Origin of the sequence: Tenacibaculum sp. MEBiC06402 (assembly GCF_049239625.1) — a bacterium.
Taxonomy (GTDB): Bacteria; Bacteroidota; Bacteroidia; order Flavobacteriales; family Flavobacteriaceae; genus Polaribacter.
Map to the genome: position 1 here is coordinate 1 of NZ_JBMKKT010000086.1, position 24,852 is coordinate 24,852.

The 24,852-nt window shown below is 32.1% G+C and carries 22 protein-coding genes; all 22 read right to left on the reverse strand.

The genetic code is table 11. From position 1 onward, the window contains the following. On the reverse strand, positions 1-2,673 hold a 2,673-nt coding region (locus tag ACOSP6_RS03935), incomplete at its 3' end, for an InlB B-repeat-containing protein (RefSeq protein ID WP_422095698.1). Positions 2,674-2,904: 231 nt separating this feature from the next. Next, positions 2,905-3,981 (reverse strand): hypothetical protein, encoded by a 1,077-nt coding sequence (locus ACOSP6_RS03940; RefSeq protein WP_422094247.1) that lies wholly within the window; start codon positions 3,979-3,981, stop codon positions 2,905-2,907. A 192-nt stretch (positions 3,982-4,173) separates the two neighbouring features. Then, complete coding sequence (locus ACOSP6_RS03945) at positions 4,174-4,920, reverse strand: LytR/AlgR family response regulator transcription factor (RefSeq protein ID WP_422094246.1); 747 nt, start codon at positions 4,918-4,920, stop codon at positions 4,174-4,176. Positions 4,921-4,944: 24 nt separating this feature from the next. Beyond that, a complete protein-coding gene (locus ACOSP6_RS03950; RefSeq protein WP_422094245.1) occupies positions 4,945-7,899 on the reverse strand; it encodes a histidine kinase in 2,955 nt (984 codons plus the stop codon). A gap of 318 nt (positions 7,900-8,217) precedes the next feature. After that, complete coding sequence (locus ACOSP6_RS03955) at positions 8,218-8,439, reverse strand: hypothetical protein (RefSeq protein ID WP_422094244.1); 222 nt, start codon at positions 8,437-8,439, stop codon at positions 8,218-8,220. A 116-nt stretch (positions 8,440-8,555) separates the two neighbouring features. Further along, on the reverse strand, positions 8,556-8,942 hold the full coding sequence (locus ACOSP6_RS03960) for a CBS domain-containing protein (RefSeq protein ID WP_422094243.1): 387 nt from the start codon (positions 8,940-8,942) through the stop codon (positions 8,556-8,558). Positions 8,943-9,002: 60 nt separating this feature from the next. Continuing rightward, positions 9,003-9,833 carry a universal stress protein gene (locus ACOSP6_RS03965; protein ID WP_422094242.1) on the reverse strand — a complete coding sequence of 277 codons (831 nt, stop codon included), beginning with the start codon at positions 9,831-9,833 and terminating at the stop codon, positions 9,003-9,005. An 86-nt stretch (positions 9,834-9,919) separates the two neighbouring features. Continuing rightward, positions 9,920-10,621, reverse strand: coding sequence for a sulfite exporter TauE/SafE family protein (locus ACOSP6_RS03970; protein WP_422094241.1), 702 nt, complete (start codon positions 10,619-10,621; stop codon positions 9,920-9,922). Then, entirely contained in the window at positions 10,621-11,067 is a 447-nt protein-coding gene (locus ACOSP6_RS03975) for a FixH family protein (RefSeq protein WP_422094240.1), read from the reverse strand. Before ACOSP6_RS03975 ends, ACOSP6_RS03970 begins: the two co-directional genes overlap by 1 nt. A 17-nt stretch (positions 11,068-11,084) precedes the next feature. Next, a complete protein-coding gene (gene ccoG, locus ACOSP6_RS03980) occupies positions 11,085-12,506 on the reverse strand; it encodes a cytochrome c oxidase accessory protein CcoG (RefSeq protein WP_422094239.1) in 1,422 nt (473 codons plus the stop codon). Between the two features lie 64 nt (positions 12,507-12,570). Beyond that, entirely contained in the window at positions 12,571-13,440 is an 870-nt protein-coding gene (locus tag ACOSP6_RS03985) for a cbb3-type cytochrome c oxidase N-terminal domain-containing protein (RefSeq protein WP_422094238.1), read from the reverse strand. Positions 13,441-13,450: 10 nt separating this feature from the next. After that, positions 13,451-13,618 carry a CcoQ/FixQ family Cbb3-type cytochrome c oxidase assembly chaperone gene (locus tag ACOSP6_RS03990; RefSeq protein ID WP_132794592.1) on the reverse strand — a complete coding sequence of 56 codons (168 nt, stop codon included), beginning with the start codon at positions 13,616-13,618 and terminating at the stop codon, positions 13,451-13,453. 4 nt (positions 13,619-13,622) lie between these two features. Further along, positions 13,623-15,821 carry a cytochrome-c oxidase, cbb3-type subunit I gene (gene ccoN / locus ACOSP6_RS03995; RefSeq protein WP_422094237.1) on the reverse strand — a complete coding sequence of 733 codons (2,199 nt, stop codon included), beginning with the start codon at positions 15,819-15,821 and terminating at the stop codon, positions 13,623-13,625. A gap of 19 nt (positions 15,822-15,840) precedes the next feature. Next, entirely contained in the window at positions 15,841-16,008 is a 168-nt protein-coding gene (gene ccoS, locus ACOSP6_RS04000; protein WP_348712683.1) for a cbb3-type cytochrome oxidase assembly protein CcoS, read from the reverse strand. Between the two features lie 561 nt (positions 16,009-16,569). Then, positions 16,570-17,931 carry an oxygen-independent coproporphyrinogen III oxidase gene (gene hemN / locus ACOSP6_RS04005; RefSeq protein ID WP_422094236.1) on the reverse strand — a complete coding sequence of 454 codons (1,362 nt, stop codon included), beginning with the start codon at positions 17,929-17,931 and terminating at the stop codon, positions 16,570-16,572. Between the two features lie 33 nt (positions 17,932-17,964). After that, on the reverse strand, positions 17,965-18,663 hold the full coding sequence (gene deoD, locus ACOSP6_RS04010) for a purine-nucleoside phosphorylase (RefSeq protein ID WP_422094235.1): 699 nt from the start codon (positions 18,661-18,663) through the stop codon (positions 17,965-17,967). 48 nt (positions 18,664-18,711) lie between these two features. After that, positions 18,712-19,377 (reverse strand): deoxyribose-phosphate aldolase, encoded by a 666-nt coding sequence (gene deoC, locus ACOSP6_RS04015; RefSeq protein WP_422094234.1) that lies wholly within the window; start codon positions 19,375-19,377, stop codon positions 18,712-18,714. A 5-nt stretch (positions 19,378-19,382) separates the two neighbouring features. Beyond that, positions 19,383-21,752 (reverse strand): heavy metal translocating P-type ATPase, encoded by a 2,370-nt coding sequence (locus tag ACOSP6_RS04020; RefSeq protein WP_422094233.1) that lies wholly within the window; start codon positions 21,750-21,752, stop codon positions 19,383-19,385. 468 nt (positions 21,753-22,220) lie between these two features. Next, complete coding sequence (locus tag ACOSP6_RS04025; RefSeq protein WP_422094232.1) at positions 22,221-22,634, reverse strand: hypothetical protein; 414 nt, start codon at positions 22,632-22,634, stop codon at positions 22,221-22,223. Positions 22,635-22,652: 18 nt separating this feature from the next. Beyond that, the gene (locus ACOSP6_RS04030; RefSeq protein ID WP_422094231.1) at positions 22,653-23,483 is read right to left on the reverse strand and encodes a universal stress protein; all 831 of its coding nucleotides are present in this window, start codon (positions 23,481-23,483) and stop codon (positions 22,653-22,655) included. Between the two features lie 32 nt (positions 23,484-23,515). Continuing rightward, positions 23,516-23,806 (reverse strand): ribosome hibernation-promoting factor, HPF/YfiA family, encoded by a 291-nt coding sequence (gene hpf / locus ACOSP6_RS04035; RefSeq protein WP_422094230.1) that lies wholly within the window; start codon positions 23,804-23,806, stop codon positions 23,516-23,518. Between the two features lie 157 nt (positions 23,807-23,963). Then, positions 23,964-24,842 (reverse strand): RsiV family protein, encoded by an 879-nt coding sequence (locus ACOSP6_RS04040; RefSeq protein ID WP_422094229.1) that lies wholly within the window; start codon positions 24,840-24,842, stop codon positions 23,964-23,966. Between the last annotated feature and the right edge of the window lie 10 nt (positions 24,843-24,852).

The window sequence follows — 24,852 nt, forward strand, 5'->3', positions numbered from 1 at the left end:
AACCGTTTTATCAGCATCCATAGTTATATTTAACGGATTTGTAGTTCCACTAGCATCTCCACTCCATCCTGTGAACTCAAAACCTGCATCCGGTGTAGCTGTTAACGTTAAGACACTTCCATCGTCGTAAGTTCCAGTTCCAGAATTTGGTGCTACCGTAACGCTTCCGTCAGTTGCATTAACCGTTAATGTTCTCTGAATTGGGCTGAAGTTGGCAGTAACCGTTTTATCAGCATCCATAGTAATATTTAATGGATTCGTTGTTCCACTAGCATCTCCGCTCCATCCTGTGAACTCAAAACCTGCATCTGGTGTAGCCGTTAAAGTAACTAAAGTGCCGTCATCATAGGTTCCTCCTGTCGGGTTTGGTGAAATTGATCCATCAGTTGCATTTAAAGTTAATGTGTATTGCGTTACAGCAACCTCATATGCTCCCATATCTACAGCTCCACCTGAAACTCTGGTGTTTCCAGCTAAATCTTCTATAATATCAGATGGTAAATCTGCAGTTAAACCTCCGTCGATAGCATTAGAACCTGCTTGTAAAGTAAAATCATTGTTTGCAGCATCTGTGTATAATGGGTCTGAAGCCATACCTCCACTTTGACCTCCTTGAACAATAGAATTGCTCACAGAAGAACCACTTGTTGTAATTGAAAATGGAGTTACAGAACCATTATCGAAAATAATGCTATTTTTTATAGTAGTATTTCCAGCTCTATCCATTTTAATTACATTTCCTAAGTTTCCTGTGTTTTTAGCAAATGTTGTATTTATAATATCAACATCAATACCAGTAGTATTTCCACCAGAACTAGTAACTAAGCGCATACAAGAAGCACTTGACCCTGATACATTTCCATGGAAAAGACTATTAACCACAGAACCTCTACCATATTGTGTGAATTGTTGTGCTCCTGCAAATAAGAAAGCAGATTGAGTATCTGAATAATTATTTCTTACAATACAGCTTTTAAAATCAACATCACCAACAATATTTTGCTGTCCACATGGATTAAACTGCGTATAAACAGCGTATTCCGAACCTGTATTATTCTCTAAAATACAGTTCTGAATTACCGCATTTATTCGACCAGCATTGAATGGTTGCACAATAATAGCTCCTCCTCTACCTCCAACATCTTGATTTGTTGCTGAAGTAGTACAACTAGTATCATTTGGCCCATTTGCATTTCCATCAGAAATTGTAAATCCATCAATAACAGTTCCGTTTCCAGTACCTTTTAATGAAACTACGTGGTAAGCGTTATCACTTCTTGTCGCTTCACTATTATTGATGTTTGCGTTATCATCTCCATTCAAATCACCAGATAAAATAGTTACATTATTTCTGAAATCTCTTTGATCTAGGGCTGTTTCGGTTCCATTAAAACCACCATAAATTTCTGCCGCTTTATTTTCTAACTTAAAAGTCCTTGCATTACCTGAACCACTTGTTGGTAAATATGTTCCCTCAGCTACCCAAATTTGAGTTGGTAAATTTGTATTATCGATTGCATCTTGTAAGTTAGTGTATGCATCAGTCCAAGACGAACCGTCGTTATTACCAGTTGCATCAATATCAACATAGACCTGTGTCGCTGGAGCAATAACTCCGTAATACTGAACAGTCACTTTATTATTATCTAAATATGCCACATAAACTTTATCTCCAGTATTGTTCATAGTAATTTTTGCTTTCGGATCTACACCCGTAAAGTTTAAGCCAATATTTAAGTCAGTCCAAGTATTTAAGTATTGGTTATACTGATTGATAATTAAATCCTCACTATTATTATAATATAAAGCGTAAGAATTATTATCTAAATTATTATACTCAAAGAATAAAGTTCTTTTTCTTGGACTATCAGCACCTGTAGGTCTTGTTCCTCCAATCATTTCGATTCTATTAGTTGGAACAGAACCTTGGTAATTATAATGATGAACTATTTTGTCTGAGGTACCTGCCATTGTAAACATGTAAGCATTAGCTCCACCTGCAGGAGTATAGGAAGTATTTGAAGTAATATTCCATGCTCCTCCATCATATCCATATCTTGTTGCTCTTGGTCTCCAGTTTCCGAATCTATATCCCCAACCAACAACTAAATCATTTTCAGAAATTAAATCATAACTATGCTCAAAAATATCTCTATTAAATTCAGTTGCCCAAGATCCACTTCTATTTGAGTATAAGTAAAATAAATTGTTCGTTATACTTGAACCAGCCTTTGAAGTTCCAACAAAAGCCTGACCAGTAGCAGAAAACTTAAGTATTGTTTTACTGTGTGGATCAAAACTTGTTAAAGAAGCAACTTCTGTTACCCAATTTGTTCCATCAAACCTAATCACATCTAGTCTGCTTGTAGAATTATTTCTATAAGCAACCCATGGATGACCTGTTACTGGATTAATTGCAATAGCCATTAAACTTGGAATTACAACTCCTGTTGCATTAGCGCCTACATCAACCCAAATTGTACCGTCAAACTTTTTAACATGTACTAAACCGTCCGTATTATCAGCGTATGCAACATACGGAACATCATTAGCATCAGATGTAATAGCAAGATCTGTAGCATCATTGGTGAATTGAGCTCCACCCTCTACCTGCCATTGCGCAAAAGTGATATTACTAATTAGTAATAATAGAAAGAGTAATTTTAATTTCATGATTTGTTTTTTAAGTCCTTTATAGCACAAAAATGTTGTATTACTCTTAAAAATTTAATGGACAACTTCTGAAAGTAGGTTTTCAGTTGCTGAATCGTATCTCATTCTTTTTTATAGCATTAATGATTACTTTTCGATAAAATTTTTAAACAGAAAAACCTTGCAAAATGAATTTGCAAGGCTTAATCCCCTAAATAATCTACACACTATTAATCTATAATAGTATCTTTTTTATTTCTTAAAATATTTGTTCACTAGACTTACCGGAATGTCTTTAGAAAACTTATCTGAGTATAATCTTTCAATTACCAAATCTTTAGAAAAACCGTTATCTGTATTCTTTTGGTTAATCTTTGCTGCTGTTATATCAGTATCATCTCCATTTACGTAAACATAGTATGCAATTAACTGTCTATCGGTAACTTCATCAGTAACTCTATCCATTTTCTCCTTCCACTCATCAGAATAAATAACTAACTTTCTAATTTCAAGATTTGCATTATTCTTGTACTGCTTTAACTTTTTGTAGATAGCTTTTTCACATAGTTTTGCCAACTCTGGAGAATGCAATTTACCTTCCTTAGGTAAGAATTTAAAACATCCTATTTTCACTCTTTTTTCAAAATCTTTCACATAGTTCAATGCTTTCTCTCCACTCCACTCATCAAATTTCTCAGCACTTGGTGCAGCAATTACGAATGGGCCAACAATTTTAGATTTTGATGATGCATAATAAGGATATTTTCCTCCAATTTTTTTCCCTCCATCAAAGGCATATACTAGATAAACATTATCTGGTGTTTTAATGACTCTTTTTGACGGCGAAGGAACTGGAGTAAATGAATGTTTTGTTCCACTTTGATCTGTAACATCTTTTAGTTCATCAATATGAAAAACTTCTTCTCCTTCCTTAACAAAAAGACTACTATAAACACCATCGAAACCTCTACTATATTCATCTTTAGCAAATCTAGGATACAACTTAAAAGCTAGTTTATTCTCAGCTCCAAAATGATATACTTCATATTCTTTTCCTCTATTTGTTTCCTTAGCTGTACGCATTTCTAAATTCGTAAAACCACTTGCAAATCTCGAACTCATTTTATTTTTAGAAACAAATTGAACTCCTCCAGATTTAACACTTTTATCGCTAGAAGAACTTTTAGAACTTGACTTTTTAGAACTTGATTTTTTTGATAAGGACTTTTTAACCTTTTTAAAAAATTGAGCATTGACATCAGTTGTGCAAAATATTGTGCATAATGCTAAAGACAGCATTACAAAACTCCTTTTATTAAATTTTCTCATCGTGTAATATTTTTGTTAGTTTTTGATACCTCAAATTTGCAGGAATCCTCTTGTTATTTTTGCACTTACTTTCCGAAATGAGCATATCAACTTCTGAAACACTCCAAGCATTTGAATAGAACATATCAAATTCAGCAATAAAAAAATCCGCATAACGCGGATTTTTAAAATATTGATTAAAAGAGCTTTATACTATATACTTTGTACAATAGTTAAAAACTCTTCTTTTTTATCTTTAGAGATAGAAACCGATTTATTATTCTCCATAATAATATAACCTCCGTCTTTCTTGACATACTCACGTAAATATTTCAGATTTACCAAATACGATCGATGTGGACGATAAAAAGTCTTAATTTTTTGAAGTGTATCTACGAAAAACTTTAATGGTTTACTTACCAAAACATCTTCCGTGGTTGTAGCAACTTTTGTATACATTCCGTCGGCTTCTAACATAATGATATCATTAAAATCTACGAACTTAATTCCATTACTATTAGGTAATCCAATTTTCTTGAAATTAGATTCGTTTAAACTAATTTTTAGCTCGTTCAATTTTTTATGAATGTCTTTATTTCCAATTAACTTTTCGGCCTTATCGATCGCTTCTTTTAACTCATCACTATCAATTGGTTTTAACAAATAATCGACAGCATTCAATTTAAATGCTTCAATAGCATAATGATTATAGGCTGTGGTAAAAATAATTTGAAAGTTTACCTCTTCTTCGGTTAAAAAATCTAAGATTTCTAATCCAGAATACTCAGGCATTTCTATATCAAGAAAAACAATATCTGGATGGAACTCTCTGATAAGTTTTACTCCGCCAAGTAAATCGTCAGCTTCCTTTATCTCTTTAATTTTTGAACACTCTTCTCTTATTAATGTTTTTAAAACACTTCTTGCTTTTAATTCATCATCTATAATAACAGCTTTCATATGGGAACTTTTATTTATGACACTTTAATTTTCTAAAGGAATATCTATATTAACCAATGTTCCTTGAGATTCTAAAGCATCATTGTATTTATCTTTAATTTCTAATTTTATAGGGTATTTTCTTGTTTTATTTAGCAGATCAATTCGTTTAGCATTTGCTTCAGAAGAAAAAGAAACTGGTTTAAATGCTTTTCTTTGATTGATTTCATTTGACGTTACTCTACCAACTCCATTATCATCTATTGAGCAATGTAAAATGTTTGATTGATTATTGATTGAGAATTTAATTTCTAATTTTCTGTTTTCTTTCTTATGTAACAATCCATGTTTAATTGCATTTTCTACGTAAGGTTGAATTAAAAAAGTAGGAATTCCAACTAGTTCTTTATCTAATTTTTCATCAACTATAATTTGATATGAAAATGAATCTTGAAATCGATCTTTTTCAAGTTCCAAATAAAAGTTTAGGGCCGCCAATTCTTCTTCTAAAGAAATTTTATCTCTTTGACTATGCTCTAAATACATTCGTATTAATCGAGAGAATTTAACCAAATAAGTTCTTGCCAACTTTTTCTCATTATTTAAAATGTAATCTTGAATCGAGTTTAAAGCATTAAAAATAAAATGAGGATTCATTTGACTTCGTAGACTTTCTAGTTTCAAAAAAATATTCTCTAACTCCTTGCTTTGCTTGTCTATAATAAGCTTTTGTTTCTCTTTTAATTCATTGTTTTTACGATTAAAATAATTCCATATTAGAAATCCTATAATAATCGTTAAGCCTAAAAAGAACCACCATTGTTTATAAAAAACTCCTTTAACATTGAACTGTATTTCCTGAATATCAGAATACACATCTCCTTTTTTTGCTCTCAACTGGAAGGTATATTTTCCTTGTGGGAGTTTATTAAAAATTACTTTATTACTTTTTGATGTTTCTTTTTCCCAATCTTTGTTTTTATCGGATTTATCCAATAATCTGTATTCATATAAAATATTTTCACTAGATAAAAACCCATTGGTATTAAAACCAATTTCGACCTTTTTACCATCGGTTGGAATTGAATACGACTTAGCTAAATTTTCTTGAACATTATCAATACTTACAAAACTGAAATACGGGCTCGGTTTTAATACTTTATTTGCATCAAAAACTGTTTTTGTATCAAACGAAAATAATTCTTGTGAGGTACTTGCGTATAATCTGTCTTCAATAATTTCTAATCCCGTAAATTCATAAGAAGGAATTCCATTCTTCTTCGTTAAATTTTGAAATGTTTCTTTTTTATAATTAAACTCTTGAATTCCTTTTTCTCCGGCAATCCAAATCGAATTATTTCGAGTATCTTCTCTAAAAAAACTATTGATATTCGATAATAAGCCTTCTTCTGAAGTATACTGCTTAACAATCTTATTATCAACAATTTTGTAAAAACCATTTTTAAAAGACAAACACCAAATAGTGCCGTCTTTGGTACTAATAATATCTCTAATATAAATTGAGTGGTTCTTCCAAGTAATTTCTTTTTTAGGTTTTAAGTCTTTATCATAATGAAACAATCCTTTTACACCACTTATGTAATAATTATTGGAGTTTTTATCACTAAAACAACTATAAGTTCGCGTCGTAGAAATTAAATGAGAATTGTCCCAGTTATTGTTAACAGAGTTTATATTTAATAAAATTGATTTATTACCAGTAGCTATTAATAAACTATCATTTGTTAGATAATGATGATCCTTTGCGTTAAGATTATTATATGACTTCAAAAGTTTTATCTTATCATCTACTAATGAAAAGGACTGTACTTGTCTTGAGCCTTGAATGAAATAGTTACTTCTTGAAGTATTATAAAAAACATATTTTATATCTTCAAAATCAGGGTAGTTTAATTTTTTTACTGAATTAGATATTGTATTGTAGAGAAAGAATTCATTTTTCTTCCCTATTAAAAATATTTCGTTTGGTTTACCTTTTAACATTTTACGCAAACCATTTTTTTCAGTTAACTTTAAATTTGATTTAAAATCAAGATTTGGAAATACATGAATACCTTCGTGTTGTGTAGTTATCCATAAATTGTCATTTTTATCTTGAATAACATCAGTAGTGGAGACTCCATCAAGCATTTTTCTCTTAAAAATGAACTTATCATTTTCAATTTCATAGATATATACACCTCTATTAGTCATTATAAATAACTCTTCGTTTATAACTTGAATTTCTTGAATGAAATAATTGTCTTTCGTTGTTGAATGAGTAAATTCAAATTTTTTATCGAGATCTGGATTTATAATAATCTTATCTGAAGTTCCATCATTATTAAATGAAATTAGGAATAAATTGTTTTTTAAACATTTTAAATAGGCTCTTCTATGGCGATTTTTACTAATCGGAACTTTTCTATTTTGATCTTTAATAACAAAATTGCTGTCTAACTCGAAAAGTCTTCCTTTAGAGTTAAATGAATAAACAATATCATTTTTTATAATCAAAGTACTATGAAAATGGGTTTTATCCTTTTTTGATTTGAAAAGTATTTCCCCTGTGTTCTTATCTAAAACAATTAATTTACCTACTTGCGATAAATACAAACGATTCTTATGGACTAGAATTCTTGCGAGATTTCCTTTAAAGAAATCCTTTAGGCTTTTAAAAAGAATTACTTCATCATTTTTTACACAGAAAATCTGACTCGCCAAATTAGTATACCAAATGGTATTCTCTTCATCTTTAGTTAACGAAAATACCGATAAACCAACCTGTTCAGGATGTGAGTAAAATTTAAACTCGAAGCCATCATATCGGAACAATCCTTTTTCTGCAGCAAGCCAAATAAAACCTTCGTCATCTTCCAAAAGACTGTAAGATTCTTTTGTAGGCAATCCTTCTTTCTCCGTAAGATGTATAGAAATTGGCTCCTGTGCTAAAAGTAATTCAGCAAACAATGTTATGATAAGAGCTACAATAATTCTCATAAACCAAAGCTACGTTAAAAAACGGATTTTCGAACAATTTAGTTAATGCACAAAGATATCAGTAACATTTAGCAAACTAATTAATGAATTTCTAAAAAGGAAGTTTGAGTTTCTAAATGACAATTTTATTCATAAAAAAACCCACCCAACTGAGGTGTTGAGTGGGAAAATTGCTATGAAAAAGAAGCTAACACGTCTGTTAGCAATATATTATTATCAATTTATATGCCAAAGTTAAAAATAAAAACATGTTCGAATGTTTTATTATTCGAACATGTTTAACCTAACTAAATCAACTTGAAAAACTACTGAGTGTATTTATAATAAAGGTTTCCCTTTTAATCTTGATTCAATCTTTCTCTTCTTGGCAGTAACTTGCTTCATTATATCCATTAGTTTTGAATCTTTGGTTTTTTTGTAAACCTCGTTTAATGCCAATACTAATCTTTTAGCTTCTCTTGATGCCACTACTCTATCACTAGTGGACATGTTTTTCATTTTTGATTTCTCAAAAGCGATTGCTTCGTTTACTATATCCATGATCACCTGTTTTGTTTAATTTTTTATAAAATTAAATAAACAAACTAAAATATAAAAATCGATTTTACGCATTTAACAAAATTTTAAACCTTATATATAAATTACACATTATTAGCTTACTGATTTAATAAAGACTTTATTAAATCAGTAGTTGTAACGATACCTATTAAGTCCTGGTTTTCGAGCACAGGTAAGGCATGAAATTCTCTTTTTGATAAAATTTCAGCTACCTCTTTTATGGTTGTTCTGGTTGTAACGGCAACTACATTTTTAGTCATTACCTGCTCTATAGTAAATTCACTATTCAAAACAGTATCAAATTCAGCTTCATACTCTTCGATACTATCTTTATAACTCACCCTCATAAGATCTGTATGGCTCAACATACCTATTACTTTTCTTCCCTGAACAATTGGAATATGACGAATATTATGAATTTTAAATAGTTCTTCCGCAGTTGTTAAATCGTCATCCGAATTTAAAGTGATTGGGTTATCAGTCATGATAACAGTTATCGGTTTATTTTTAATCATATTATCTATTTTAAATTGATTAAACTATAATTACATTTTAACTGTTAATACAGGTAATTTTGCATGATTTACAACATCTTCAGCGATACTTCCTTCGAAGAAATGCTCAATTCCATGTTTACCATGAGTAGGCATAACAATTAAATCGCTTTCATTGACTTTTGCGAATTCCATAATACCTTCTTCAATGGTGTAATCTGCAACCTCAGCAATTTCTAATTGACCTCTATCTAAATCTAATTTATTTAAAAACTTATCAATTCGCTCATTCTTTTCTTTGGTTGTTCTGAATTTCGCTCCTGGTGTATTTACGTATACCAATTGCATTTCACAATTAAAAAAATCTAGAATTTCTTTAGTCTTTTTGAAGGGTTCAATAAAATCGTCAGAAAAATCGCATGCAAAAACTGCTTTTTTAAACACATCATCTATTGGAAGACCTTTAATAACTAACACAGGAACTGTTGAGTTACGAACAACTACTTCTGCATTTGAGCCAAGAAACATCTCTTTAAAACCTGTTGCTCCATGCGATGATAGAACTATTAAATCGACTTTCTCCTCTTCTGCAGTTCTATGAAGATCACTGAAACTCTTATAATGTTTTATAACTGGTGTAACTTTTACATCTTCTAAATACGGTTTATCTAAAAAACTATTAAATTTCTTTTCGGCTAATTTCAGTTCAAAAATAGTTTGTTCATTTACATAAGATGGTGAAGCACTAATAACGGGTGTACTTATTTCTAACATATGTACAACCAAAATTTCAGCTTCAAACTTTTTGGCAAAAAAGGCCGCAGTTCTTAATGCATTTTCAGAATGTAAAGTAAAATCTACAGGTACAATAATTTTTTTCATTTGACTAAGCTTTAAAAGATTATAGTGTAAAAGTACACTAGGTAACCCTTTAAAACTATGACAATTGTCATGCTCAAAAACTATTTTTAATGACAAGTAGCATTTCTTTCCACTAGATTGCTAACTGCCGCAGATGGAGAAATATAAGGAATATTTAAACCTAATCCTCGTAGTATAAACAGGACTCCTATAGTAACTACAAGAACTGGAATTATTTTCTTGAAATAACGATTCAATTTTAAGTTGGTGAATTTACCTACATACACAATTGAACTCATTAATGGAATGGTTCCTAAACCGAATAAAATCATGTATAAACTTCCGTATAAAGTTGAATGCGTTGCGATGGCTCCGATAAGCGCCATATACACTAATCCACATGGTAAAAAACCATTTAAAAAACCAATAGCAAAAAATGTATCATTTCTTTTTTGTTTGAGTTCTTTTCCTAAGGCAGATTTTACTTTGGTAATGTATGAGTTTAATGTTTTTGTTGCTTTTAGTTGATACACCAACTTTGGAAAAAGTATAATTACAATCATTAAAACTCCAGTAAAAATGGATAAGTATTGTTGAAAGACAAACAACTCAAACCCTCTACCTAGTAATCCAAAGATTATACCTAATAATCCATAGGTAAATAAGCGTCCACTATGGTAACTCATTAATTGAAAGAACTGCTTTACTTGGTTTGTTCGATCCAACGGTAGCATAAATGCAATTGGCCCACACATTCCTAAGCAATGTAAACTTCCTAACAAACCTAATATGAACGCAGTATATAGCATTAGTATATGATTTCCTCTTTATGAAAATACTTTTGATTATTGTAGGTAAAATCGATTACAATATCCCAACGACCACTTACCAAAACTTCATCCGAAATTATTAAAGGATGCTGAGTTGCATTGATTTCTATTTCACTATCTAATGTTTTGTTTGATGGACGATATAAAAAGACCTTTCCTTTAATTTTTTCAGGAGACAAATCTTTAGGGAAAATAATTTCTATTCCTTTGGATACTTTCTGAACCAACAATGGATTTTTTAACTTATTTAAATTTTTAGATGCATCAATATTGTCTTGATACTTTAATTCTTTCTGATAATAATTATCTGTCACTAAATCGTGATTATAAGCTTTATCACTCACCATTGTAACCACCATAAACATAATAAATGTTATGAATGAAATTATTGCTATTACAATGCCTGTACCCCAATTAATTTTCATATTCTGTGCTTTTTAGTTTACCAAAACTTTCTCGGTCCGAGGAAATTTGTGGTGGTTGTTTCGATAAGTTTATCCTTACTATAAACTCCAACCGTTAATTTTATTTTATCTTTCTTTAATTGTGATTGATGCAATTCAATAAACAATGATCCCTCAGCCATTCCTTGCTTAGGAACTGCAAATGATTGATGTGTTACTACTTCAATCTTTCCGTCATGTGATAATAATTTATAGGTTATATCACCAATCTCTTCTGTTGTTTTATTGATTATTTTGTAAGAATATACATTACTGATTATTCCATTATCCTTTCGTTCATACAACTGACCAGGTAATCTGAATATTTTTGCTTCGACATCATTTCTTAAGAATAACATTCCGATTAATACTCCAAATAAAACAAAAAGTACAGCTGCATATCCTTTCATACGAGCTGAAAATTTGAAAGGACTTTTTTTCTCAATATTGTCGATACTAGCAAAGCGGATTAATCCTTTAGGTAATCCTACGTTTTCCATCATTGTATCACATTCATCAATACAAGCAGTACAATTAATACATTCTAATTGAGTTCCATTTCGAATATCAATTCCGGTTGGACACACATGTACGCATTGTTTGCAATCAATACAATCTCCTTTACCTGAAGCTGCTCTGTCTTCTTTTTTATTGAATTTAGCTCGACCTTTTTCTTTTTCTCCACGTTTATAATCGTATGCAACAACAACGGATTGATTATCGAGTAATACACCTTGCAATCTTCCGTACGGACAAGCGATGATACAAACTTGCTCTCTGAACCAAGCGAATACGAAATAGAAGACACCTGTAAAAATCAGTAGAGCAATAAAAGTTGATACGTGATTGAACGGTCCGTTTTGAATGTATAACAACAGTTTATCACTTCCGATGATATAGGCTAAGAAAACATTCGCAATTAAGAATGAAATGAAGAAAAATATGAACCATTTTAAAAGGCGCTTTTTTATTTTGTCTGCATTCCAAGGTTGTTTTGATAGTCGCATTTGTTTCCCACGATCTCCTTCAATCCAATATTCAATTTTTCTGAATACCATTTCTAGGAAAATAGTTTGCGGACAAATCCATCCGCAAAAAACTCTACCAAATACCACTGTAAAAAGTGTGATAAACACAACACCAATAATCATTGATATTACTACCAAATGAAAATCTTGTGGCCAAAAAGGATAACCAAAAATTACAAATTTACGCTCAATTACATTGAACAATAAAAACTGGTTTCCTTTTACTTTAATAAATGGTGAAATAAATAAAAAGAATAATAAAACATAGCTGACGTAGCTTCGATACTTGTAATATTTTCCACTAGGTTTTTTAGGAAACACCCAAGCACGCTTACCTTCCTTATCTATAGTCCCAATACTATCTCTGAAATGTTCTCCCTCGGGTGTTTCCATCTGTTACCTATTAAAAAACTAATTATTACAGTTAACTATTTCCTTTATATTATTTCGAATATTTTTACTCTTCCTCTCCAGTCCAGATTTCTCCTTGTGGTTTCTTTGGTTTTGCAGGAGTAGTTCCTTCTAAAGAGATTACATAACTCGCTACCTTTTGAATATCTTGAGGTTTTAATACACCTTTCCAAGCTACCATTCCTTTCCCGTCTCTACCTCCTTTGTAAATAGTGTTGAAGACATTTTTAAATCCTCCTCCTAAAATCCAATATTCATCGGTTAAGTTCGGACCAATACCTCCTCCACCATCACGAACGTGACAAGAAGCACAGTTTAGATTAAAAACAGCTTTTCCTCTTTGTAAATCAGCACTCTCAGTTAACAAGGCTACGCTTTCAATATCAAAAGTATTTGGTGTTTTTTTCTTGTACTGTTCCATTTCATATTTTGCTTTTGCCATGGCTTTTTCATATTCCATTTCTTGAGTGTCTCCTCCAGCAATATGAAAACGGATTAAATACACAACTCCAAATACAATTGTTGCATAGAATAAATACACCCACCAAGGTGGTAAAACATTATCTAACTCTTTAATTCCATCATAGTTATGATCTAAGATGATTTCCTCTTCCTCACTTATTTCACGAGATTTTGTCCAGCGCTTTAAAAGTTTTTTTGCCCAAGCCCATTCATCTACTTCTTCAGGAACAATTCCTTCTTTCTCCATTTTTAGTTCCTCTGCAATTTTTTGCATCGTAACACTAAAGTATTCTTTGGCTAGAACCACTAAACCTAAAAAGGTTATTAATGTCCACACCAATGGATTTTCATATAAACTGAATGGATTTTCGTAGGCCTGTACTGCTTTTATGATCGCCCAGAAGCTCACAAAAACAAATACAATATATAATATCGATTGAAAAATTCTTTTCATGATTAACGGTTTAATTGTCTAATGGTAAATTGCTTACTTTATTGATATACTCTTTTTTTGCCGTTGCTACCCACCAGAATAACAAAACGAAAAAGGTAAAAAATATGGTTAAGGAAATTATCGGATAAATCTCTATTCCTGTGATACTCTCTAAATGATTCTTTACAAATTTTAACATCGCTCTATTTTTTTGAAAGTTTATCCTTAACGTCTTTTACTTTAATATCTACACCTAATCTTTGGATATAGGCAATCAATGCTACAATCTCTCTGTCTTTCATTTCCACGAAAGGCAATCCATTTTGTTCTGCATACTTCTTACTGTCCTCATAATTCTGAACAAAATCAGGGTCGTTGTATAAGTTTTGCTGAATTTGCATTCCTTGCTCATCCATACTCTTTTGCGCATTGGCAATATCTTCATCGGTATACGGAACACCTAGTTTTACCATCGCACGCATTTTTGCTTCTGTTTGCGATTTATCTAACTTATTCTTGATAATCCATTGGTAAGCTGGCATGATAGATCCTGGTGATGTACTCTGTGGATCATACATATGGTTAAAGTGCCAGTTATCGTTGTACTTTCCTCCAATACGATGTAAATCTGGACCAGTACGCTTACTTCCCCATAAGAATGGATGATCGTACACAAATTCACCAGCCTTAGAGTATTCACCATAACGTTCTACTTCACTTCTAAAAGGACGAATCATTTGTGAGTGACACGACACACATCCGTTTGAGATATAAATATCTCTACCTTCTAATTCTAAAGCACTGTATGGTTTTACTTCCTCGATATATGGAATGTTAGATTTGACCATTAAGGTTGGCACAATCTGAATCAATCCTCCAATAAGAATTGCTATCGTTGCGTAGATGGTTAATTTGATCGGCTTACGCTCTAACCAAGTATGCCAAGTTTCTCCTTTTGTTCTATATTTAGAAACTTTTGTTAACGGAGCTGCTTCTGCTAAATCATCTGTTACTTCTTCTCCTCTTTTTACTGTTTTTACAATGTTATATAACATTACAATCGCTCCAACAATGTATAAACTTCCTCCGATCGCACGAATCCAATACATTGGTACAATTTCTTGAACTGTTTCAAGGAAGTTTCCATAGGTTAATGTTCCATCAGGATTGAATTGTTTCCACATAAACGCTTGTACAAATCCTGCTACATACATTGGTAAGGTATAAATTACAATTCCTAAAGTTCCAATCCAGAAATGGAAGTTGGCTAACTTTCTAGAGAATAATTTAGTCTTGAATAACTTTGGTACTAACCAATAAATCATACCGAAAGTCATAAATCCGTTCCAAGCTAAAGCTCCTACGTGAACGTGTGCAATAATCCAATCGGTGAAGTGTGCAATCGCATTTACATTTTTTAACGATAACATCGGACCTTCAAAGGTTGCCATACCGTATCCTGTAATGGCTACTACCATGAATTTCAACACAGGATCTTGACGTACTTTATCCCAAGTTCCACGAAGTGTTAATAATCCATTGATCATTCCTCCCCATGACGGTGCGATTAGCATAATTGAGAATACCACACCTAAGTTTTGTGCCCAGTTTGGTAAGGCTGTATATAATAAATGGTGAGGACCTGCCCAGATGTAAATAAAAATTAACGACCAGAAGTGAATAATCGATAAACGATACGAGTAAACGGGTCTGTTAGCAGCTTTCGGAACAAAGTAATACATCAATCCTAAAAACGGTGTTGTTAAGAAAAATGCTACCGCATTATGTCCGTACCACCATTGTACTAATGCATCTTGAACTCCCGCATATACAGAGTAACTTTTTAATCCGCTTACAGGCAATTCTAAACTATTAAAAATGTGTAATACTGCCACCGTAACAAAAGTTGCTAGGTAGAACCATATCGCTACATATAAGTGACGTTGACGACGTTTTAAAATCGTCCAAATCATGTTTACACCAAATACTACCCATACCAAAGCAATGGCGATATCAATTGGCCATTCTAACTCTGCGTACTCTTTAGAAGTGGTATATCCTAAAGGTAAAGTAATAGCGGCTGCAACAATAATCAACTGCCAACCCCAGAAATTAATGTTACTCAGCAAGTCGCTGGCCATTCTTGTTTTTAACAAGCGTTGTAACGAATAATACACTCCCGCATAAATAGCATTACCTACAAATGCAAAAATTACCGCATTGGTATGTAATGGACGTAAACGACCAAAACTTAACCAGGAAATTCCATCGGTAATATTGGGAAATAAGAACATAAACGCTAAAAGTAATCCTACTGAAAACCCTACTATTCCCCATAGTAAGGTTGCGTAGATAAATTTTTTCACGATTTTGTTATCGTAATAAAATTGTTGCATCTCCATAATTAAAATGATTAAATATCTATTCTTTGTTAGTTTTCTCTGTGATTAACTCGTCATCAAACAACATTCTTACGGAAGGTGTATAGGTATCATCATACTGTCCTCTTTTCACACTTACAATGAAGGCGATAAAAAACACAATCGCTACAATTACACTGGCCGTAAGCATTACATAAATCACTCCCATGTTGTTGAATCTTAATTACGGATCAAATGTATTCTACCATTATACTTTTTACTATGACATCGGTCATGTTTGGGAAATTTTCATTAATCAATTAGGAATTGAAAGGATGGGGCTTTGGAAGTTTAAATTATGATTCATTGCGAACGGAGTAGAATGGAGTGAAGCAATCTATCTTTTTTAAAACATCTTCTTCATTCTTTTTTCCATTGATGAAAAAAGAAGCAAAAAAATCTAGTCTGCATCGACTTTCTCTCTTAAAACCTCATCCTCGAAACGAAATGAAAAGAACTCACACTTCCGTTGGTCGTGTTCAAACAGCTTTTCATTTTTTCCGTTCCTTGCGGTGGGTTTTAAGGTTCAATCTCTGTATGACCTTATATCCATCCATACGTATTTGCAAACAGAATAAAATGAAGTGAAGTAATACCCATTCAAAAGAAAAAGATTACTTCGTTCTGTTACCAAACTAAATTTGGCACAAGTCTCGTAATGAGGTATTAAATCGTAATTAAGAATTCATAATTGATTCTGAAAATCCCGAAACTTCGGGACAGAATAAACCTATATCGTCATAGAAAACAACTTTGTTTCCGGTTGTTTTCGTTGCAATCGCATATCAAAAGCCATGCAGATATTTCTAATGAAGGGACGTGCTTCTTTTCGTACTTGAATGGAGTTGTTGTTGATATCTATTAACTCATCCGCAGCGATTTCTTCTAATAGTGTTAAAGACTGTGGCAACTCTTTGAACATCTCATTTTCTTGTTTCCAATCTGTTTGAAAATGACACATGATGTTTAAAATATGCTTGCGAATAACTAAATCTTCGTCCGTTAAGATATGTCCTCGGAAAACTGGAATTTCTCCTTGTTCAACCAACGATTGATACTCTTTTACCGTTTTTACATTTTGAGCAAATCCGTACCAAGAATCACTTATAGATGACATACCTAAGCCAATCATTAATTGCGTTTTGCTCGACGTATATCCCATGAAGTTACGGTGTAAAGTTTGCTCTTCTGTAGCTTTGTATAAAGAATCCGATGGTAAGGCAAAATGATCCATTCCAATTTCGATATAACCAATATCCGTTAACAATTGTTTTCCTAATTCATACAACGCTCGTTTCTCATCATCTTTCGGTAAATGCTCTTCACTGAATCCGCGTTGCCCAACTCCCTTTACCCAAGGCACATGTGCATAACTGTAAAAAGAAATACGATCAGGCAATAATTCTTTAGTTTTTAAAATGGTGTCGGTAATACTTTCCTTTGTTTGAAATGGTAATCCAAAAATTAAATCGTGACTCACTGAAGTATACCCTATTTCTCTAGCCCATTCCGTAACTAATTGTACTTGTTCGTACGACTGAATTCTGTGAATCGCTTTTTGAACTTGAGGATTATAATCTTGTACTCCATAACTGACACGAGTAAACCCAACATCGTACAAGGCTTGTAATTGTTCACTGGTTGTATTGTTCGGATGTCCTTCAAAACTAAATTCAAAATCAGGATGTTTGATACTTCCTTCTAATAATCCGTTCATCAATTTCTGCAATTGACTACTTGCGAAAAATGTTGGAGTTCCACCACCTAAATGAATTTCTTTGATCACTGGAGCTTCATTCATGTGAGCTTTGTACAACTCCCATTCTTTTAATAATGTATTGATGTACGGTTCTTCTACTTCGTGACGTTTGGTGATGTGTTTATGACAAGCACAAAAGGTACACAAGCTCTCACAAAATGGTAAATGAATGTATAAACTAATTCCTTCTTTCGTATTACTTTCCTGAAAAGATAGTTTGAAACTTTCTATCCATTTTTCTTTTGAAAAGGTATCAGCATCCCAATACGGAACTGTTGGATAACTGGTGTAACGTGGACCTGGAATATTATATTTTTGAATCAGTGATTTCATATCGGTATTTCTTTTCGTTTTGCTTTGTAAAGTTTATGCCAATTCTAAAGCAATCTCAATCATTTCTTTAAAGGTTTGTTCTCGTTCGTCTGCGGTAGTTCTTTCTTTGGTAACTAAGCTATCCGAAATTGTTAAAATGCTTAACGCGTTTACTTTATGTTTAGCCGCAACTGTGTATAGTCCGTTTGTTTCCATTTCAACACATAACACGCCATAATCTGCCCACTTTTTATAACTCTCAAACTCATCAGCATAAAATTCATCAGAACTTAAAATGTTTCCAGCTTTTAATGGTATGTTTTTTTCTTTAGCAACTTCAATTGCTTTTTGAAACAATTCAAAACTCGCTGTTGGAGCATAATCTGCACCGTTAAAACGAATTGTATTTAATCCCGAGTTTGTAGAGGCCGCCATCGCAATAACGATATCACGAATCTTGACTTCCTTTTGATAAGAACCTGCTGAACCTACGCGAATTAAGTTTTTCACTCCGTATTCATTGATGAGTTCATGTGCATAGATTAACGCAGACGGAATTCCCATTCCGGTTCCTTGTACCGAAACTCGCTTTCCATTATAGGTTCCTGTAAATCCTAACATTCCGCGTACATCATTATAGCGAATTGGATTTTCTAAAAAAGTTTCAGCAATCCATTTTGCTCTCATCGGATCGCCTGGTAATAGTACTGTTTCCGCGATATCTCCTTTTTTTGCTTCTATGTGTACGCTCATTTTTATTTGTTTTTTTGTTGGTTCTTATTACCTCGAATTAACGAATTGTTAATACCCTTTTGAATCTGAAAACCCTGAAGTAACTAACGCAACACCTGATGATGTTCCTAATCGAGTTACTCCCATTTCAATATATTTCTTTGCTGTTGCGATATCTCGTATTCCTCCAGCAGCTTTAATTTGTACTTTATCTTTTACTACATCTTTCATCAATTGAACATCATCAAAAGTTGCTCCGCCAGTTCCGAATCCTGTAGATGTTTTAATAAAATCAGCTCCAGCTTTCAATGCTAATTCACTCACCTTTTGAATTTGCTCTTTGCTTAAATAACAGTTCTCAAAAATGACTTTCAAAATGTTCTCTCCTATTCCTTCTTTGATTAATCGGATTTCGTTTTCTACATAGTCAAAAGCTCCCTCTAATAACTTTCCAACATTAATGACCATATCAATTTCTGATGCTCCGTTTTTAATACAATCTTTCGCTTCAAAAACCTTTGCTTCTGTTGTCATTGCGCCCAAAGGAAAACCGATAACCGCTGCAACTTTCACATTGGTTTCTGTTAATTCTTCTGCTGCTAATTCTACATAAGAACCATTAACACATACTGCATAAAAATTGTGTTGTTTTGCTTCTGAGCAAAGTGTTATAATTTCTGATTCTGTTGCTGTAGCTTTTAACAAAGTATGATCGATATATTTATGTATTTCCATATTCATTATTTGATTTTTCTTCCTAAAATATTCGTTGCAATGGTAGTAAATACTACAATACTAATTGAACTTAACGGCATTAAAATTGCCGCAATAACAGGAGATAATTGTCCGGTTACGGCAAAATACAATCCGATAACATTGTAAAATATAGAAATAATAAAACAATAATGAATAATTTGAATCGCTTGCTTTGATGCTTTTACAAAAGCTGGTAATTGCTGAAACTTCTTCGCATCTAAAATGGCATCACAAGCTGGCGAAAACACATTGATATCTTCCGAAATGGCAACACCCACATCACTTTGTTGCAAGGCTCCAGCATCATTCAATCCATCTCCAATCATGGCAACTTTCTTATTTTTTTCCTGTAGAGAAGCAATGTATTTTAATTTGTCTTCAGGTTTTTGATTGAAAACTAACTTCGTGTATTTTGGCAACAATGCCTCCAATCGTTTTTGTTCTCCGTCATTATCCCCAGAAACCACCGAAAGATCATAGTTAGAAAATTCATTGAATACAGTGTCTACATCTTTACGATAGCTATTTTTTAAAGTAAACTTTCCTTTATAATCGTTTTGCATGCTTATGTGAACAGAAGTATCAGCATTATGATTTCCTTCATTTTTCACAAAAGGGGCTGAACCTACTTTTACTAACGTATCATTTACCACTGCTTCAATTCCTTTTCCTACATGTTCTTTTACCATTTTTGGAGCCATCGTTTCTACTGTAGCAAGAGAATTATATATCGTTCTACTTAATGGATGATTTGAGGTTCGTAAAGTCGATTTTAGTTGAACTTTTTCTTCATTGTTCAACTCAGTTCCTTCGTATCGAATTGCTGTGTCTTTATTGGTAGTTAGGGTTCCTGTTTTATCAAAAACCAACGCATTGATCTCTGCCAAGCGTTCTATCACTGAAGCGTTCTTCAAATAGAATTTTTGCTTTCCGAAAATGTGCAGCATATTCCCCAATGTAAATGGAGCAGCCAATGCAATTGCACAAGGACAAGCAATGATTAATACTGCTGTAAATACATTCAATACTTTTGAAGCATCGGTAACAAACCAAAATAAACTTGCCAATACAGCAATTGATAATACAATTACTGTAAAGTGCTTACTAATTTTATTAGTGATACTTGTGTAAGATGAAAGCTTGTCTTTTTTAAACACATCGTTACTCCATAATTGCGTTAAGTAACTTTGCTCTACCGCATGCATGGCTTCAATTTCAATGGCACCTGAAACCTGTTTTCCACCTGCGAATAATTTATCTCCCGATTGTTTTGCTATTGGAACAGCTTCACCTGTTACAAAACTATAATCGATCTCGGTATGTTTACTCATTAGCACACTATCTACGGGAATGATTTCTTGATTACGGATTAACAATCGATCTCCTTTTTGGATATCAAAAATTTGAATATTCTCTTCCTGATTATTCCCTGCAATTTTGGTAACAGCGATTGGGAAATACGATTTGTAATCGCGTTCAAATGATAAATAGCTGTAGGTTTTTTGTTGAAAGAATTTCCCTAATAATAAAAAGAAAACCAATCCTGTTAAACTATCGAAGAAACCACTTCCTATATCTAAAATAATTTCCGCAGAACTTCGAATAAACAGTACGATGATTCCCAATGCTATTGGAATATCGATATTTAATAGTTTTGAGCGAATTCCTTTATAAGCCGAGATAAAATAGTCTTGTGCCGCGTAAAATACTACCGGTAATGAAAAAGCGAACATCAACCAACGAAACATGTGTTTGTATTGCTCCAGCCAAAACTCGTTTACTTCAAAATATTCTGGAAACGACATTAGCATCACGTTTCCGAAAGCAAATCCCGCTACTCCTAATTTGTAAATAATGCTGCGATCTACTTGTTTATTTTCTGCACTATAATCCTCTAACGAAATGTAAGGCTCATAACCAATAGAACTTAATAACTCCACCGTTTGCTTCAGAGAAATTTCATCTTTAGCAAAGGATATTCTCACACTCTTTTTAGGAAAATTAACTTGAGAACTCTTAATGCCAGGATTCAGTTTTTGCATGTTCTCCAGAATCCAAATACAAGAACTACAGTGAATATGTGGAATGTATAAATTAACCACCTGAATAGTAGCATCATTGAATTCTAGTAGCTTTTCAAGAATATCTTCATTCTCTAAGTAATCATATTTGCCTTTAATATCTTCTGGAGTGGCTCCTGGGCTATTTTGTAAATCGTAATAGCAGGTTAAATCGTTTGATGAAAATATCTCGTAAACCGTTTTACAACCGTTACAGCAGAAACTTTTCTCGTCAAAAGTAATTGTTGTTTTCGGTTGGCATTCGTCTCCGCAATGGTAACAAGTTGATTTCATATTATATATTTAACCAGCGCAAAGATTTGAATTGTTGCAATCATAAACTATGATATTTGTCAGGCTTTAAATTGAATTGAAGTTTAATTCGGTTTAAACTGATTGAACTCAATTGCATAGTAATTGATTCTGAAATACATTCAACTTGAAATACTTCTCGATACAACCTTTATTCACTTTAGGTTTATAAAAGCAACTCGAAGTGACAATTTGGAACTAAAACTCATTTTCTATTGCAAATTCTCTATCCTTTAAAATAAATTCTGGATAAAGGTTCTCAAAATAATGGTTTCATCTATCACGTCATTACGAATGAAATGAAGTAATCTTTATAATCTATTTCTTGATTCTGAAATAAATTCAGAATAAAAAAAGGGTTTAACCAATTCGATTAAACCCTTTCACTAACACAACGTTTGTTACTACTATCAACTATTAAAAACTAATTACGTGCAATACTAACACGAATTAAACTTCAAATTCTTTTACAAAAAAGTCTCTTACATAAGCTTTAATTTGATTCTCTGTCATACTATCTTCTTTTTTTAAAGCTATAATTTTTTCAAAGAGATCTTTGTTATCCGTTTCTATATGTTTATAAAAATATTGAGGCACTTCAGCAGGACCAATAATTAACAGCTCATCTGTTTCATCAATTTCGTGAAGGATTGAATTAAAATAATTTTTTAATTGATGTTTTTCCTTCTTTAAATATTTACTGTCTTGAACAACATCTTGCGGACCTCCTTTAAAACGAGTTCCTGAACCACCCCACACTTTAAAATCGTCAACATCAGACCTTACAACAACTAAATTTTCTACATCTTGTTCTATTTTTACGATAAAAGCATTACGCTTATCTAACCAAATTCCTGTTCTCATTTTCCTGTATTTTTAAAACTAACTTGCTTGAGGTACTACCATTAAAGGTATTGTAATCTTGTGCCCAAGTTTTTCTACTACTGGTTCTCTGAATATTTTTTCAAAAAAACCATGTTCATTTTTAGTGATAGCTAAAAGATCAATCTCTGCATCTTCAACAAAATCTAAAATTTCTTCTGCAATCTTATCGTACATAGGCATTATATGGAAGTAATAATCAACTCCTTCAAATTCCTTTTTTAATTTTTCCAAGTTATCTCGTTGATCTTCAGAAAGGTTCTCAGCATCCATAATATGCATAATCAATATGGTTGCATTATGTAGTTTTGCTAAAAACTTCATTTCTTCAATAACTTTCGGAGAAATCGATTTTAAATCTGTTGGAAAACCTATTTTATGAATGGTTTTAAACTCCATTTCATCTGGAACAATTAAGGTTGCACAATCTTCTGTTTTGTTCAACACATTTACTGCATTACTTCCGAAAAACATTTTACGTAAACTTGTCATTCCCTTAGTACCCATTACTACCAAATCGATGTTGTGCTTTTTTGTATTATTCTTAACCGCATCTACTAGATTACTAAAACTTAAGATTGTCTTTTGACGATTCTTGAATTTTGTATCGGTAATTGTGAAATACGATTTTAACTTATTTAATTTAATGAGAGCTTCTTCTCTTATAGACTGTGTAAACTTATGAGTTAAATTATTCAGTCGAGAAACTTCAACATCAACAGAATGCAGATGATAAAACTTACATTTTTCATTTTCAAACAAATTCAATGTGTATTTTGCCGCATCTGTAGCATTCTTTGAAAAATCGGTGGGTATTAAAATGTTTTTCATTTCTAGTAAGTTTTAAAGATGAATAATTGAAATTAAGCTGCTTTATGTTTATCTAGTTGTCTTTTAATTTGATCTACAGCTTTGGTAACAGCAACTTGGTAATCGTTTTCATCTGCAGATGCAAACAAACGGAAACCTGGTTGCTTCATTTCTACTTCACAAATTCTTCCTTTGTTTTCTGAGCTATTTTCATATTTGATGTACACATTAATATCAATAAGGTTTTGATAAAACTTTGTGATTTTTTCTAGTTTCTTAAGAATGAATTCTTCTAGATTTTCACTTGTATTCATTCGTATAAATTGAATATTAATATCTGCCATAATACTTTCCTTTTTTGTTTATAACAAAGCTATGGACTATTTGAATTTTATGTAATGATATAAATCAGTTTAGACGTTTTTATTAAAAGTTTTTTCAATAAAAAAAGCAAGATTTGGAAATCTTGCTTTTTAGTTCTTATAGGATAAAAATCAGCTACTAAATAGCTAATTCCTCAATGATTTCTTTTTTCAATATTGGTTTGAAACGCTCTAGTGGAATTTCAATCTCGTATGTACCTACAAATGCTGGACACATAACGCAATCATTGAAATAAAATATGATGCTTTTATTTTTAAAAACAAAATCGTTTTTTGCTTTTTCGAAGTCTTCTTTACTCACCGTAAAACACTCGTAAAACATATCTCCATTTCTAATAGAAGTACTAATTTCCATATTCACAATATCCAATACTTCTTCAGAATCTTCAACAGCAAAAAAGTCATCAAAATTCAATAGTTTTCCTTTTTCAATATCGAAGTTGACTGTTTTAAAAGTATAATAAGTTGCTTTGGTGTTTGTATAATGATTTTCTAAATAGAACAAGACACTTAACTCTTTTTTATTCTGAAGAAAAACTTTATAATCGGCAACTCTGTGTTCAGTATTTAAGGTAACATTGGAAGTATCACATAGTAATTCCTGACTTTCAATAATACTTTTCTCTATTTCAGGTAATTTTAAAAGGTCATTCATTACATACTGATTAAAAAGCTTGAACTTTGGGTTTATACTTTCTTTCAAATATGGATAACAAAAATCAATTATATAACCTTCCGTTTCTTTTCTAAAACGTCTACTTTCAAGATACTCTTGAGCCTCCACAGCATCATCTTTTACTTCCTTTATAGGAATAACTTTTAAATCATTTCCTTTTAAATATAAGGACTCCGTTTCCATAATTGGTGTTTCAACATCTTGAACAAGTGAATCCACAGTTGTTGAATTAACCTCTTCTTTTTTTACTGGATTAGACTTACATGAAAACACAACGGCTGCTCCTATGGCTAATGATAAAATAATTTTTATGCCTTTCATTTTAAAATTT

Coding starts and splice junctions, on each gene's coding strand:
- ACOSP6_RS03940 (WP_422094247.1), bottom strand. CDS start 3,981: ATGAGAAAATTTAATAAAAGGAGTTTTGTAATGCTGTCTTTAGCATTA.
- ACOSP6_RS03945 (WP_422094246.1), bottom strand. CDS start 4,920: ATGAAAGCTGTTATTATAGATGATGAATTAAAAGCAAGAAGTGTTTTA.
- ACOSP6_RS03950 (WP_422094245.1), bottom strand. CDS start 7,899: ATGAGAATTATTGTAGCTCTTATCATAACATTGTTTGCTGAATTACTT.
- ACOSP6_RS03955 (WP_422094244.1), bottom strand. CDS start 8,439: ATGGATATAGTAAACGAAGCAATCGCTTTTGAGAAATCAAAAATGAAA.
- ACOSP6_RS03960 (WP_422094243.1), bottom strand. CDS start 8,942: ATGACTGATAACCCAATCACTTTAAATTCGGATGACGATTTAACAACT.
- ACOSP6_RS03965 (WP_422094242.1), bottom strand. CDS start 9,833: ATGAAAAAAATTATTGTACCTGTAGATTTTACTTTACATTCTGAAAAT.
- ACOSP6_RS03970 (WP_422094241.1), bottom strand. CDS start 10,621: ATGCTATATACTGCGTTCATATTAGGTTTGTTAGGAAGTTTACATTGC.
- ACOSP6_RS03975 (WP_422094240.1), bottom strand. CDS start 11,067: ATGAAAATTAATTGGGGTACAGGCATTGTAATAGCAATAATTTCATTC.
- ccoG (WP_422094239.1), bottom strand. CDS start 12,506: ATGGAAACACCCGAGGGAGAACATTTCAGAGATAGTATTGGGACTATA.
- ACOSP6_RS03985 (WP_422094238.1), bottom strand. CDS start 13,440: ATGAAAAGAATTTTTCAATCGATATTATATATTGTATTTGTTTTTGTG.
- ACOSP6_RS03990 (WP_132794592.1), bottom strand. CDS start 13,618: ATGTTAAAATTTGTAAAGAATCATTTAGAGAGTATCACAGGAATAGAG.
- ccoN (WP_422094237.1), bottom strand. CDS start 15,821: ATGGAGATGCAACAATTTTATTACGATAACAAAATCGTGAAAAAATTT.
- ccoS (WP_348712683.1), bottom strand. CDS start 16,008: ATGGGAGTGATTTATGTAATGCTTACGGCCAGTGTAATTGTAGCGATT.
- hemN (WP_422094236.1), bottom strand. CDS start 17,931: ATGAAATCACTGATTCAAAAATATAATATTCCAGGTCCACGTTACACC.
- deoD (WP_422094235.1), bottom strand. CDS start 18,663: ATGAGCGTACACATAGAAGCAAAAAAAGGAGATATCGCGGAAACAGTA.
- deoC (WP_422094234.1), bottom strand. CDS start 19,377: ATGGAAATACATAAATATATCGATCATACTTTGTTAAAAGCTACAGCA.
- ACOSP6_RS04020 (WP_422094233.1), bottom strand. CDS start 21,752: ATGAAATCAACTTGTTACCATTGCGGAGACGAATGCCAACCGAAAACA.
- ACOSP6_RS04025 (WP_422094232.1), bottom strand. CDS start 22,634: ATGAGAACAGGAATTTGGTTAGATAAGCGTAATGCTTTTATCGTAAAA.
- ACOSP6_RS04030 (WP_422094231.1), bottom strand. CDS start 23,483: ATGAAAAACATTTTAATACCCACCGATTTTTCAAAGAATGCTACAGAT.
- hpf (WP_422094230.1), bottom strand. CDS start 23,806: ATGGCAGATATTAATATTCAATTTATACGAATGAATACAAGTGAAAAT.
- ACOSP6_RS04040 (WP_422094229.1), bottom strand. CDS start 24,842: ATGAAAGGCATAAAAATTATTTTATCATTAGCCATAGGAGCAGCCGTT.